This window comes from Micromonospora sp. NPDC047740 (assembly GCF_043204735.1).
Classification (GTDB): domain Bacteria; phylum Actinomycetota; class Actinomycetes; order Mycobacteriales; family Micromonosporaceae; genus Micromonospora.
On record NZ_JBIDCT010000018.1, the window covers coordinates 39,174 to 52,736 of the forward strand.

Consider the following 13,563-nt stretch of genomic DNA (forward strand, 5'->3'; position numbering starts at 1 on the left):
ATCAGACCTAGCCTGGTCGGCATGAGACCCACGGCACTGGACTGGTCGGTGGAGAACTGCACCATCGCCCGCGCGATGGCCATCCTCGGCGAGCGGTGGACGCTGGTCGTGCTCCGCGAGGTCTTCAACGGCGTACGCCGCTTCGACGACATGCGGGTCCGCACCGGCATTCCCCGGCAGGTGCTCACCAACCGGCTCGCCATGCTGGTCGAGCAGGGTGTGCTGCGCCGGGTGCCGTACCGGGAGCCGGGCAGCCGGATGCGGCACGAGTACCGGCTTACCGACAAGGGGCTCGACCTGTGGCCGGTGCTGGTGGCGGTGCTCGGTTGGGGCGACCGCTACCTGGCCGATCCGGACGGTTCGCCGCTGACCGTCACCCACCGGGACTGCGGGGCCGAGGTCCGGGTCGCGCTGCGTTGCGCCGAGGGGCACGAGGTGACCGAACCGCGTGACGTGCTACCCCGCCCCGGGCCGGGGGCGTGCCGCCGGAGTTGAGGCCTGACCCGGCGCGCGGACCACCGGACGGGGCCGCGCGCCGGGCCGGGGGAGGGACTACCAGCCGAAGCCGTTGGCGTACGAGACGCTGGCGAGCACCGCCTGGCCGCTCGTGTTCGGGTGGAAGTAGTCCCAGCCGGAGACCTGGCTCAACACGAACGGGTAGTTGAACACCGCGTTGTCGTCGAAGTCGCAGTTCGCCCCGTACGCGGCGCAGGCCTGGGCGAGCTGGGTGTTGTAGTCGATCACCCGCTGCCGGACCCGGGCCCGCCGGTCCACGTCGGCCTGCGCGGTCGAGGTCGGGTTGGCCAGCATGGACTGGCAGATGCCGAAGGCCGACCAAGCGCTACGGGCGCTGGAGCTGTCCTTGCCGACGTACCAGAGCCGGTGGATGTCCGGGATGCTGAGCACGGCGACCCGGGCGTTCGGCAGGCCGGCCTTGATCCGGGTGAGGGCGCTGTCGATGTTGGCCCGGAAGGTGGCCACCGGAGTCATGGTGGACTCCGAGCTGGTGCAGGCGTCGTTGGCGCCGATGAGCATGGTCACGTACTCGACGCCCTGGCTGACCGCGGTGCCCGCCTGGCCGTCCATGTCGGCGGACTTGGCGCCCGTCTTCGCGTCGTTGTAGTTGCGGCCCTGGATGCCCGGGTTGACCGCGCGGATCCGCAGGTAGTGGCTGTTCACCCCGGTGTCGGTGCCGGTGCTGAACGACCGTGCGGTGCAGTCGACGTACCAGCCGCAGGCGTTGAAGCCACGGGTGATCGAGTCGCCCAGGCTGGCCATCGAGTTGGGCGGTGGGCCGGCGGCGACCGCGGGGGTGGCGGCGAGCAGGACGAGGGCGGTGGCGCTGGCGAGGGTGGCCAGCGCGCGTCGGACGAGGGTCATGGTGGCCTCCGGATCACGGGTGCCGGCGTGCTGCGGTGGCCTGATGGTATAGATGACGCTCTGTGTCCACAATGTTGCGTACTGATTGCTTTTCGGGCGAGGCCAATTCGGGCAAAGTGCCGCCTTGCGCAGGATCTTAAATATGTGAATACTTTGGTCACTCGGCCGGTTCCCCCAGGTCGGCCGGGTTGTCCTCGGGCGCGTCCGTATGACGGCGTCCGTCACCCCCTCCTTGGAGGTTGTTACATGCGACCCACGAGGTCCTCGCTCCTTCGCGCCGCTGCCGTCGCCGTGGCCGGCACCCTGGTCACGGGCTCGCTGCTCGGCGCACCCGCCCAGGCGGCCCCCGCATCGCCCGCGTCCCCCGACGCCGCCGCCACCCTGGCCGAGAAGCTCGGTGACCGCGCCGCCGGCGCGTACGCCGACGGCAGCGGCAAGATGGTCATCGCGGTGACCGACGCCGCGGCCGCGCGCCAGGTCCGCGCCGCCGGCGCCACCCCGAAGCTCGTCACCCGGGGCGCCGACAAGCTCAAGGCCGCCACCGCCGAGCTGGAGCGGTCCGCCAAGATCCCGGGCACCGCCTGGTGGGTCGACCCGGCCACCAACCAGGTCGTGGTCTCGGTGGACAGCACCGTCACCGGCGCGAAGCTGGAGCGGGTCAAGGCCGCCGCCGCGCGCACCGGCGGGACGGTCCGGATCGAGGCCGAGCCCGGCGTGCTGAGCACCCGGATCTCCGGCGGCCAGGCGATCTACGCCGCCGGCGGCGGCCGCTGCTCGCTCGGCTTCAACGTCCGCAGCAGCTCCGGCACCACCTACTTCCTGACCGCCGGCCACTGCACCAACATCGCCTCGACCTGGTACTCGAACTCCGGCCAGACCAGCGTCCTCGGCACCCGCGCGGGCACCAGCTTCCCGGGCAACGACTACGGCATCGTCCGGCACAGCAACTCCGCCAACGCGGCCGGCAACGTCTACCTGTGGAACGGCACCTACCGGGACGTCACCGGCGCCGCCAACGCGTACGTCGGCATGAGCGTGACCCGCTCCGGCAGCACCACCGGCCTGTGGGGCGGCAGCGTCCAGGCGACGAACGCCACGGTCAACTACGCCGAGGGCAGCGTCTCCGGCCTGATCCGCACCAACGTCTGCGCCGAGCCCGGCGACAGCGGCGGCTCGCTGTTCAGCGGCAGCAGCGCCGTCGGCCTCACCTCCGGTGGCAGCGGCAACTGCCGCACCGGCGGCACGACCTACTTCCAGCCGGTCACCGAGCCGATGAGCGTCTACGGCGTCAGCATCATCTGACCCTGACCGACACCGCGCAGAGCGGGTCGCCGGCCTCCGGCGGCCCGCTCTCCGCGTCTGCGGTCGGACGTGCGGGGCCGGGCACCCGCGTCAGGAAGGGCCCTGCCCCGGTCCGCAACCGCGCCCGGTGGCGGTGGGGGCCGGGGCACCCTGACAGAATGCGGGGAGCAGACGTGTACCGCAGATGAGGAGACGCAAGCCGTGATCCGTACCCACAACGCCGGAAGCCTGCGTGCCGCGGACGCCGGCTCGACGGTGACGCTCGCCGGGTGGGTGGCCCGCCGGCGCGACCACGGCGGTGTCATCTTCGTCGACCTGCGCGACGGCTCCGGCGTGGTCCAGGTGGTCTTCCGGGAGGAGGACGCGCACGCGCTGCGCAACGAGTTCTGCGTGAAGGTCACCGGCGAGGTGACCCGCCGCCCCGCGGGCAACGAGAACCCGGACCTGCCCACCGGCGAGGTCGAGGTGACCGCGAGCGAGCTGGAGGTGCTCTCCGAGGCCGCCCCGCTGCCGCTGCCGGTGGACGACCAGATCGAGGCCGGCGACGACATCCGGCTCAAGTACCGCTACCTGGACCTGCGCCGCAGCGGCCCGGCCAAGGCGATGCGGCTGCGCTCGCGGGCCAACCAGCTCGCCCGCACCGTGCTGAACGAGCGGGACTTCCTGGAGATCGAGACCCCCACCCTGACCCGCTCCACCCCCGAGGGCGCCCGCGACTTCCTGGTCCCCGTCCGCCTCCAGCCCGGCAGCTGGTACGCGCTGCCGCAGTCGCCGCAGCTGTTCAAGCAGCTGCTCATGGTCGGCGGGATGGAGCGGTACTACCAGATCGCCCGCTGCTACCGGGACGAGGACTTCCGCGCCGACCGGCAGCCGGAGTTCACCCAGCTCGACATCGAGATGTCCTTCGTCACCGAGGACGACGTCATCGAGCTCGGCGAGGCGATCGTCTCGGCGCTCTGGTCGGACCTGGCCAGCCACGAGATCCCCCGGCCCATCCCCCGGATCACCTGGCACGACGCCATGTCCCGCTACGGCTCGGACAAGCCGGACCTACGCTACGGCGTCGAGCTGACCGAGCTGACCGACTACCTGCGCGGCACCGAGTTCCGGGTGTTCGCCGGCGCCATCGACGCGGGCGGCTACGTCGGCGCGGTGGTGATGCCGGGTGGCGCGGCGCAGAGCCGCAAGGAGCTGGACGGCTGGCAGGACTGGGCCAAGGCGCGCGGCGCCCGCGGCCTCGCGTACGTGGTGCTCGACGCGGAGACCGGCGAGGCGCGCGGCCCGGTGGCCAAGAACCTCTCCGAGGCGCACCTGGCCGGGCTGGCCGACGCGGTCGGCGCCAAGCCCGGCGACGCCGTCTTCTTCGCCGCCAGCACCAACACCCGCGAGGCGCAGGAGCTGCTGGGCGCCGCCCGGATCGAGATCGCCAAGCGGGCCAACCTGATCGACGAGACCGCCTGGGCGTTCTGCTGGGTGGTCGACGCGCCGATGTTCGAGCGCACCGACGAGGGCGGCTGGACGGCCGTGCACCACCCGTTCACCTCGCCGAACGCCGACTGGGTGGACCGGTTCGAGGAGGCCCCCGACCGGGCCCTGGCCTACGCGTACGACATCGTCTGCAACGGCAACGAGATCGGCGGCGGCTCCGTCCGTATCCACCGGGGCGACGTGCAGCAGCGGGTCTTCGACCTGCTCGGCATCACCCCAGAGGAGGCGCAGGACAAGTTCGGCTTCCTGCTGGAGGCGTTCAAGTACGGCCCGCCGCCGCACGGCGGCATCGCCTTCGGTTGGGACCGGATCTGCATGCTGCTGGCCGGCGCCGACTCGATCCGCGAGGTCATCGCCTTCCCGAAGACCCGGGGTGGCTTCGACCCGCTGACCGGCGCACCCACGCCGATCACCGCGCAGCAGCGCGCCGAGGCGGGCGTCGACGCCAAGCCGAAGGCCGCCACCGGTGCGCACGCCGGCACCGCCGGCCCGGTGGCACCGGTCGCCGACCCGACCTGATCCGGTGCTCCTGGCCGTTGATCATGAGGTTGGCGGGGCACCGCTTCGGCGTGTCGCCCCGCTAACCTCATGATCGACGAGTCGGAGAGGTGGACGGCGTGACGCTGCTCGTGGTGGGGGCCAGCGGCTTCCTCGGCGCCGAGGTGTGCCGGCAGGCGGTGGCGGCGGGACAGCGGGTGGTCGGCACCTGGCACTCGGCCGCCGTCGCGGTGCCGGGCGTGGCCGCCCGCCGGCTCGACGTCACCGACCGGTCCGCCGTCCGCGCGCTGCTGACCGAGGTACGTCCCGACGCCGTCGTCGCCACCCCCTACCGCTACGACGACTGGACGGTCACCGCCGACGGGGCGGCCCACGTCGCGGCCGCGGCTGCCGAGGTGGGCGCCCGGCTCGTGCACCTGTCCAGCGACGCGCTGCACGGCGGGCGCCCGGCCCCGTACCGGGACGACGACGTGCCCACCCCGGTGAACGCGTACGGGGCCGCGAAGGCGGCCGCGGAGACTGCGGTGCGGGCGCTCGATCCGGGCGCGGTGCTGGTGCGTACCTCACTGATCGTGGGGGAGGGGAGCAAGCAGATCCAGCTCTGCCGGGACGCGCTCGCCGGCCGGGCGGCCCTCTTCACCGACGAGCTCCGCTGCCCGGTGGACGTGGTCGACCTCGCCGCCGCCGTGCTGGAGCTGGTGCCCTCCGGGTACGCCGGCCTGCTCAACGTGGCCGGGCCGGACCCGGTCAGCCGCGCCGAGCTGGGCCTCCTGGTCGCCCGGCACCTCGGCCTCGACCCGGCCGGCCTGAAGACCACGACCAGCGTCGCCACCGGCCGGCAGCACCCCACCGAGGTACGCCTCGACTCCTCCCGCGCCGCCGGCCTGCTCGGTACCCGCCTGCGCGGCGTCACCGAACTCTTCGCCTGACGCCTGTCCCCGGACACCTGCCGGATCATGCACACTTTCTATGCACAACTCTTGTGCATAGAAAGTGTGCACAGATATTGTGCATCCATGGGGAACGACAGGAAGCCGGCACCGCGCGAGGTGCGGCTCGATCACCGGCAGGTACGCGCCCTGGCGCACCCGCTGCGCACCCGACTGCTCGGGGCGCTGCGGGTGAAGGGACCCGCCACCGCCACGCGCCTCGCCGAGTTGCTCGGCACCAACACCGGGGCGACCAGCTACCACCTGCGCCAGCTCGCCGAGGTTGAGCTGGTCGCCGAGGACCCGGATCTCGGCACCGGCCGGCAGCGGTTCTGGCGGGCCGCGCACGACGTCACCAACTGGGAGCCGACCGACTTCGACGACGACCCGGACGCCCGCGCCGCGATCGACTGGATCCAGGGGAACCAGGTGCGGCACTTCGTCGAGCACGCCGAGAAGTGGCTCGCCGTCCAGCACGAGTGGTCCCCGGCCTGGCGGGACGCGTTCGGCATGGGTGACATCTTCATGACCATCCCGTCGACCCGACTTGCGGCGCTGCAGGCCGAGGTGTGGCAGATCCTCGACCGCTACCGCGCGGAGGCCGACCCCACGGAGCCCGGTGCCGAGCAGGTGCAGATCTTCCTCGCCGCGCTGCCGCTGCTGGCGGACCTGCGGCTCGCCGACCCGCCGTCCGAGGAGGAGCGATGAGCACGCTGTCCGTACGCCAGGTCCGGTTCCGCTACCTCACTCTCTACGGGCTGCGCTGGCTGCCCAGCGGCCTGCTGATCCCCGTGATGATCCTGCTGATGCAGGAGCGCGGCCTGTCGCTCGCCCAGATCGGCCTGGCGGCCACCGCGCAGGGCCTGGTCGTCCTCGCGCTGGAGCTGCCCACCGGCGGGTTCGCCGACGCGCTCGGCCGTAAGCCGGTGCTCGTCACCGCCTGGGTGATCAGCCTGATCTCGCTGGCCCTCTTCGCGGTGGCCGACTCGTTCTGGCTCCTCTTCCTGGTCTGCGCGTTGCAGGGCGTCTACCGGGCGCTGGACAGCGGCCCCCTGGAGTCCTGGTACGTCGACGCCGCCCTGGCCGCCGACCCGGACGCCGAGTACGAGCGCGGCCTCGGCCACGCCGGCACCGTCAGCGGCCTGGCCATCGGCGCCGGCGCGCTGCTCAGTGGTGGCCTGATCGCCCTTGGCCCGGTCGGACCGGTCAGCGCGCTGACCCTGCCCGTGCTGGTGGCCCTCGTCCTGCAGGCCGTGTCGCTGGTCGCGCTGCTGGTCCTGCTGGTGGAGACCCGGCCGGCCAAGGGCGCTGCCGCGCTCCGCGCCTCGGTGGTCGAGGCGCCCCGGATGGTCGGGCAGGCGATCGGCCTGCTGCGCCGGTCCCGGGTGCTGCTCGCCCTGGTCGCCGTCGAGCTGTTCTGGAGCTTCGGCATGGTCACCTTCGAGTCGCTGCTGCCGGTCCGCCTCGCCGAGGTGGTCGGGAACGCCGACCGGGCGGCCGTCCTGCTCGGCCCGGCCAGCTCGGCGGCCTGGCTGGCCAACGCGGCCGGCGCCGCGCTCACCCCGTTCCTGCTGCGCCGGCTGGGCGCCGCCCCCGCTGCCGCCCTCATGCGGGTGCTCCAGGGCGCGACCGTGGTCGGGATGGGCCTGCTCGCCGGCCCGGTCGGGGTGCTCGTCGCCTACCTGGCCTGCTACACCGTGCACGGGGCGTCCAACCCGCTGCACATGGGCCTGCTGCACCGCCAGGTCGACGGGCCGTACCGGACCAGCGTCATCTCGCTGAACTCGATGATGGGCCAACCGGGCTTCGCGCTCGGCGCGGTCATCCTGACCGCGCTGGCCGACCGCAGCAGCGTCAGCCTCGCCATGCTGGTCGGCGCGGTGGTGCTGGCGCTGGCCGCCCCGCTCTACCTGCCGGCCTGGCGTGCCAGCCGCTCCGCCCGCACCCTGGCGGAGAAGACCGCCTCTGGCGCGGACGATCCCGCCTCCGGCCCGGGCGATCCCGCCACCGGCCCGGACCTTCCGGGCGCCGGCCCGGTGCCGGCGGCGCCCGTCGGCGGCGCGCCGGTCGCCCCGACGGCTGGCCCGGTCCGGGCGGGCTGACGTGCCCGAGGCCGCCCGGTCGGGACACCGCCAGGTCGCTGACCTGGCGGTGTCCGGCATACCCGACCGCCGCCACCTCGCCGAACTGCCGGCGTCGGGCGGGCCGGGACGCCAGGTCGGCGAGGTGGCGGTGTCGAGTCGGTGGGGATGCCCCCGGGTCGGCAACCTGGCGGTGCCCGGGGGCCGGGACGGCGCGTGGCGGCGCTCGCGCAGGCAGGTCGTGCGGCCGGCCTCAGCCGAGCTGGACGGAGCTTCGGGGCTCGGTGCCGGTGTAGCCGAGGCGACGGTAGAGCCGGATCGCCCCGACGTTGTCCGGGTAGACGCCGAGCGCCACGTGGTCGTACCGGGCGAAGAGGGCGCGGGTCATCCCGGCGGTGAGCGCCGCGCCGAGGCCACGGCCCCGGCGGTCGGGAGCCACGGTCAGCCCGGCCAGGAAACCGATGTCGCCCCGGCTGCGGTCGGCACCGCAGGCCACCAGGCGGTCACCGTCACGGATGCCGTACCAGTCGACGACCCGCGGGTCGCCGGGACGGGTGGTGGTGGTGGGGAAGGACACCTCGATCAGCGCGGCCAGGGCCGGGTGGTCGGCCTCGGTGAGGCGAACGACCCGTTCCTCCTCCGCCTGCCGGGGCGGCGGGGTGGCGGTCCAGAGGAAGTCCCAGTCGTGGAGGCGGGCCACGGACAGCCGGCCGGCCAGCTCCTCCGGTGACGTGCGGGGCAGGTGCAGCCACTGCCCGGCCCGCAGCGTCCCGTCCGCCATCAGGCCGGTGCAGGCGTCCAGCGCCGGACCCAACGCCCCGAGCGCCTCAGCGACCGGGCCCCGGCCCGGCGGCAGCAGCCAGCCCACCGCACCGTCCCGCCGCCAACCGCGCGCCTCATGGTCCCGGCACAGGGCGTGCCGGGCGTACGGGTGGTGACCGGCGGCGGCGAGCAGGGCATCCCGACCCACCAGGACCTGGTCGGCAGTGATCATGCGCCCAGCCTACGAGAGGAGACCTCATGCCCGGCATCCGCTCCGTACACCCGGTACGCCTGCCCGGCCGCCGTTGCCTGCTGCGTGAGTGGGACGACGACGATCTGGTCGCCATGCACGCGCTGTACGGCGACCCGCGGGTCGTCGAGCGGGTGCTGGACGAGTCGCCGCCGTCGGTGGCCGAGATCCGGGCAGCCATGCCGGCGTGGCGCCGGGCCGCGCAGGATTCGCCGCGCCTGTCGTACCGGCTGGCCGCCGCCTCGGGCGACCGGCTGGTCGGTCTCGGCACCCTCACCGTCACCAGCCCCGAGCACCGGCGCGGGGAGATCGGATACGTGATCCACCCGGATCACTGGGGCCGGGGCCTCGGCACCGAGGTCGCCGGCCTGCTGCTGCGCCTCGCGTTCGAGCAGGTGGGCCTGCACCGGGTGGAGGCCACCACCCGTCCGGACCACGCCGCCTCCTGGCGGGTGCTGGAGAAGGTCGGGATGCGGCAGGAGGGGATCAGTCGCGACCACTTCTTCGTCCGGGGCGCCTGGTGGGACTCCGTGCGCTACGCCGTCCTCGCCACCGACCCGTGGTCGGCCGGCTGAACGGAGCCCCGTCCAGGGTGGAGATTGGCGAACCGACCGATCGGGTACATCGTCACCGACCTACTGGGACCCCCACCGGAGGAACGACCATGCTCGCCATAATCGCGGCCATCGTGTTCGGCTTCGCGTTGCTGCTCGACTTCCTGAACACCAACCTCGGCGCGCCCGACCTGTTCAACGCGCAGACCCTCAGCCTGATCGGCTTCCTGCTGCTCTCCCTCTACCTGGCCGGGGTGGGCTCCGGCGCGCGCGGCGGCCGTTGGTACCGGGGCCGGCGCCCGGGTCGCGGCTGACCGGAACCGATCAACCCGGGCCGGGCCAGCGGCGCGATTCCAGCGTCGTCGGGCCGGCCCGGTACTGTTCTCGTGATGGAGTCCGACGCCCTCTTCACCCTCGGCGAACCCGCCGGAGCGCCCAGCGCCCCCGCGGGCTCCGGCGGCATCGACGGGTTCATCACCGTCGGGGCGGACTCCCCCCTGCCCGTTCGGATGCGGCCGGCCAGCATCGACGAGCTCGTCGGGCAGGACCACCTGCTCGCCCCGGGCGCGCCGCTGCGCCAGTTGGTCGAGGGCGCGGCGCCGATGTCGGTGATCCTCTGGGGGCCGCCCGGTAGCGGCAAGACCACGATCGCCCATCTGGTGGCCCGGGCCACCGACCGGCGCTTCGTCGCCATGTCCGCGCTGACGGCCGGCGTGAAGGACGTCCGCGCGGTGATCGAGGCCGCCCGCCGGCAGCGCCGCTCCGGCGGGCCGCAGACGGTGCTCTTCATCGACGAGGTGCACCGGTTCAGCAAGACCCAGCAGGACTCGCTGCTCGCCGCGGTGGAGGACCGGACGGTCACCCTGCTCGCGGCGACCACGGAGAACCCGTACTTCTCGGTCATCTCACCGCTGCTGTCCCGCTGCGTCCTGCTGACCCTGCAGCCGTTGGACGACGACGCCGTGCGTGGCCTGCTGCGCCGCGCGGTCGCCGACGAGCGCGGCCTGGCCGGCGCGCTCACCCTGGAGACCGAGGCCGAGGACCATCTGGTCCGCCTCGCCGGCGGCGACGTACGCAAGGCGCTCACCGCGCTGGAGGCGGCGGCCGCCACCGCCACCGCGCTCGGCGCCGGGCGGATCGACCTGGCCACCGCCGAGCAGGCCGTCGACGTCGCCGCCGTCCGGTACGACCGCGACGGCGACGCCCACTACGACGTGACCAGCGCGTTCATCAAGAGCATGCGCGGCTCGGACGTGGACGCGGCGCTGCACTGGCTGGCCCGGATGCTGGTGGCCGGCGAGGACGCCCGGTTCATCGCCCGGCGGATGGTCATCTTCGCCAGCGAGGACGTCGGCATGGCCGACCCCACGGCGCTGACCGTCGCCACCGCCGCGGCGCACGCCGTTGAGTACGTCGGGCTGCCCGAGGCGCAGCTCAACCTGGCTCAGGCGGTGATCCATCTGGCCACCGCACCGAAGTCCAACTCGGCCACCACGGCGATCGGCGCGGCCATCGCCGACGTCCGCGCCGGCCGTGGTGGACCGGTGCCCCGCGGGCTGCGCGACGCCCACTACTCCGGTGCCCGGGGGCTCGGGCACGGCGCCGGCTACCGCTATCCGCACGACGACCACCGCGGGGTGGTCACCCAGCAGTACGCTCCGGACGATCTCGTCGGGACCGACTACTACCGGCCCAGCGGGCACGGTGCGGAGCGCGCGGTGGCCGGTCGGCTGCCGCTGCTCCGCCGGATCGTCCGCGGGCTGCCGGCGCCGGCGGCGCGGGTGGAGGCCGCCGTCAACGGTGGTCGCCCGCCCGGCGCCGAGCAGGTCAACGTGGCGAATGAGGGCGGCAGTGACGCCGTCGGAGAGGGTCAGCAGTGATGGCGCGTGGTCCGGAGCGGCCGGAGGACGGCCCCGACGAGCGGCGCGACCCTCGTGCCAAGGGCCGCCGGTGGGGGCGCGGCAAGGCCGACGCCGAGCCGGACGCGGCGACCGCTGGCGAGGAGTTCGGCTGGATCGACGACCTGCGTACGGCGAAGCAGCAGCGGGCCGACCTCGGCCCGGACGGGGACGATCCCGGTGCCCGCCCCGGCGCGGCGCCGCCCCCGCGCGGCGGGATGCCGCCAGCGGCCACCGGCCCCCGGCCCGGCGGGCCGTCGCCCGAGCCGACCCACGGTCCCCGTCCCGGTGCGGTGCCGCCGCCCGGCGCCGGCCGGCCCGGGCCCGACGGCCCGCCCGCCCGGCATGGCGCGGCCGGCGCCGGACCCGCCACGCCCCCGGTCCGCCCCGGCGGCCCCGCCGCCGGACGCCGCCCCGTCGAGGGCCCCTGGCCCGGCGCGCCGGAGCCCACCCGGCACCCGGCCGAGCCGTCCCGGCCGCCGCGCCGTGGCGGGGACGAGCCGACCGGCCAGCAGGGACCGGTGCCCCCGGCGCCTGGCCGGATGAGCGGCCCGCCCGGCCAGCGCACGGCGCCGGCGGGCGGGTCCGTCCCGAACCGGGCCGGCCAGGGACCCGGCCCGGATCGGACCCCTGCCGCCCCGCCCCCGGGTCCCGGCTGGCAGCCCCCGGCAGCGGAGGGGGCACGGGCCACCGTCCCACCCACGCCGCGTGGCCGGCACGGGTCCGACGGGTCCGGCGGACCGAGTGCCCCGTCCCCCGGCCGGGCGGGTGGCGTTGATCCGGCGGTCCGACCGGTGTCCGGCGGGGGCCGTCGCGCCCTGCCCGAGGGCGCCGAGCCCGACGCCGGGCGGCCCGGTGTGGGCTCGGCCCGTGCCACGGCTGCCCCCGGTGCCGGCCGCCCCGCCGTCGACCCGGTGACCGGCGCTCCGCTGCCGGGCGCCCCCGAGCCGCGGCGCCGCCGGGGCCCGGCGGCGCTCGACCCGACCGCCGGCACGTCGCGGGTGGACGCCCCCACCGAGCCGGGTGACGGGCGGGCTGGCGGCCGGCGCCGCGCCGAACCGGACCAGCCGGTGGTGGTACCGCGCAGCGGGAACGCCCCGCCGGTACCGAACGTCCCGTCCGACGTGCCCCCCGCCGGGCGGCGGCCGGAGGACCCGAGCGCCCCGACCGGTCGCCGCGCCGCGCCCGACGACGGAGCGATGCCGGCCGGTCGCCGCGCCGCGCCCGAGAGCGCCGTCCCGTCGGCGGGTCGCCGCGCCGCGTCCGATGACGCAGCCATGCCGGCCGGACGGCGGGCCGCGCCCGACGATGCCGTGACCTCGACCGGTCGCCGCGCGGCTGCCGTGGATCCGTCGACGCCGACCGCGCGCCGCGCTGCTCCCGGGGACGCGGGGTCGGCCGCCGGCCGCCGGGCGGCTCCCTTTGACGAGGGGGTGCCGCCGTCGGGGCATCGGGCCGTGCCGGACGACGAGCCGACCTCGACCGGTCGCCGGGCCGCTCCCGAGACGCCGGGCGGACGCCGGTCCGCCGTGGACGGACCGCGGACGGGTCCACGCCGTGCGGCCCGGGAGGACACCGACGAACCGCGGCCGCAGCGTCCCGACCGATCCGCCGACTGGCTCCGGCAGGCTGGCCGCGGCCAGCACAGCGACGCCGCCATGCCGGCGGCGGGCCGACCCGCTGCCCCGATGGGCGAGCCGACGGCGGGCCGGGGGATCACCTCCGCCGGCCCCGACCGTGCTGCGACCGGACGGGCCGGCGCGGCTGCCGTGCCTCCGGTCAAGCCGGACCGGTCCGGGGCCGCCCGGGGATCCGCGCGTCCCGCCGCGCCGGCCGGCCGACCCGCCGGCCCGGACGCCGGCCGCACCCCGGACCCCGACCGCACCGGCGGCCTGCCGACCAACGATCCCGGTCGGACCGGCGGTTTTCCCGTCGCCGGTGACCCGGCGCGGACCGGTGGGATTCCCTCGGGTGGCGATCCGGAGCGGCGGCCCGGCCCGGTATCTACCCAGGCCGGGCGGCCCGGAGCAGGGCCGGCCGCCGGTGATGCCCGGACCGCCGGCCCGGCCCGGGGCGCGGCCCGACCGGGGCCGGACGGTCCCGTCCCGCCGCGTACGCCCGGCGATGACGGGCGCGCGCCGCAGCCGGGCGGCGAGCCCGGTCCGCGTACCGGCCCGGCCGGCGGTCCGGCGGTGGCCCGGGCAGCCGCGTCCGTGGCCCGGCCCGCCGACCCGGACGGGGGCCCGGCCGGGCGGGCGACCCCGCCCTCGGCCGAGCCGCACCGGCCCGGTCCGGCCGTGCCCCCGCCGGGGCGGACCGGCGAGCCGGCGGTGGCCCGGGCGGCCGCGGTCGTACCGACGCAGGAGCCCGCGCGACCGGGACCGGGAGACGGGGCTGGACCGGCGCTGCGGCGAGGCGAGG

Annotated in this window: 11 protein-coding genes; 9 read left to right on the forward strand and 2 right to left on the reverse strand. The window is 75.5% G+C overall.

Features of this window, described 5'->3' with window-relative positions; all coding sequences use genetic code 11:
• The first annotated feature begins 21 nt into the window (after positions 1–21).
• Complete coding sequence (locus ACGF4F_RS28495; protein ID WP_357442583.1) at positions 22–495, forward strand: helix-turn-helix domain-containing protein; 474 nt, start codon at positions 22–24, stop codon at positions 493–495.
• Between the two features lie 57 nt (positions 496–552).
• Here the strand turns inward: ACGF4F_RS28495 and ACGF4F_RS28500 are convergent, their stop codons facing one another.
• Positions 553–1,380 carry a GDSL-type esterase/lipase family protein gene (locus ACGF4F_RS28500; protein WP_357442585.1) on the reverse strand — a complete coding sequence of 276 codons (828 nt, stop codon included), beginning with the start codon at positions 1,378–1,380 and terminating at the stop codon, positions 553–555.
• A 246-nt stretch (positions 1,381–1,626) separates the two neighbouring features.
• Here ACGF4F_RS28500 and ACGF4F_RS28505 point away from each other — a divergent pair, with 246 nt between their 5' ends.
• From ACGF4F_RS28505 to ACGF4F_RS28525, 5 genes are all read left to right on the forward strand, one after another.
• A complete protein-coding gene (locus ACGF4F_RS28505) occupies positions 1,627–2,682 on the forward strand; it encodes a S1 family peptidase (RefSeq protein ID WP_357442587.1) in 1,056 nt (351 codons plus the stop codon).
• Between the two features lie 201 nt (positions 2,683–2,883).
• Positions 2,884–4,689: an aspartate--tRNA ligase gene (aspS, locus tag ACGF4F_RS28510; RefSeq protein WP_357442589.1), complete on the forward strand. Its 1,806-nt coding sequence runs from the start codon at positions 2,884–2,886 to the stop codon at positions 4,687–4,689.
• Between the two features lie 98 nt (positions 4,690–4,787).
• Positions 4,788–5,597, forward strand: coding sequence for a sugar nucleotide-binding protein (locus ACGF4F_RS28515; protein ID WP_357442591.1), 810 nt, complete (start codon positions 4,788–4,790; stop codon positions 5,595–5,597).
• Between the two features lie 87 nt (positions 5,598–5,684).
• A complete protein-coding gene (locus ACGF4F_RS28520; protein ID WP_357442593.1) occupies positions 5,685–6,305 on the forward strand; it encodes a helix-turn-helix domain-containing protein in 621 nt (206 codons plus the stop codon).
• Complete coding sequence (locus tag ACGF4F_RS28525) at positions 6,302–7,699, forward strand: MFS transporter (RefSeq protein ID WP_357442595.1); 1,398 nt, start codon at positions 6,302–6,304, stop codon at positions 7,697–7,699. The genes ACGF4F_RS28520 and ACGF4F_RS28525 overlap by 4 nt, the downstream gene beginning before the upstream one ends.
• Positions 7,700–7,931: 232 nt before the next feature.
• On the opposite strand, the gene ACGF4F_RS28530 is transcribed toward ACGF4F_RS28525, so the two are convergent.
• Positions 7,932–8,672, reverse strand: a complete 741-nt coding sequence (locus ACGF4F_RS28530) for a GNAT family N-acetyltransferase (protein WP_357442597.1) — start codon at positions 8,670–8,672, stop codon at positions 7,932–7,934.
• A 26-nt stretch (positions 8,673–8,698) separates the two neighbouring features.
• Here ACGF4F_RS28530 and ACGF4F_RS28535 point away from each other — a divergent pair, with 26 nt between their 5' ends.
• The 3 genes from ACGF4F_RS28535 to ACGF4F_RS28545 all read left to right on the forward strand — a co-directional run bounded on the left by ACGF4F_RS28535 (position 8,699) and on the right by ACGF4F_RS28545 (position 11,124).
• Entirely contained in the window at positions 8,699–9,265 is a 567-nt protein-coding gene (locus tag ACGF4F_RS28535; protein ID WP_357442599.1) for a GNAT family protein, read from the forward strand.
• A gap of 89 nt (positions 9,266–9,354) precedes the next feature.
• Positions 9,355–9,558, forward strand: coding sequence for a hypothetical protein (locus ACGF4F_RS28540; RefSeq protein WP_357442601.1), 204 nt, complete (start codon positions 9,355–9,357; stop codon positions 9,556–9,558).
• A 75-nt stretch (positions 9,559–9,633) separates the two neighbouring features.
• Positions 9,634–11,124, forward strand: coding sequence for a replication-associated recombination protein A (locus tag ACGF4F_RS28545; RefSeq protein ID WP_357442603.1), 1,491 nt, complete (start codon positions 9,634–9,636; stop codon positions 11,122–11,124).
• Positions 11,125–13,563 lie beyond the last annotated feature (2,439 nt).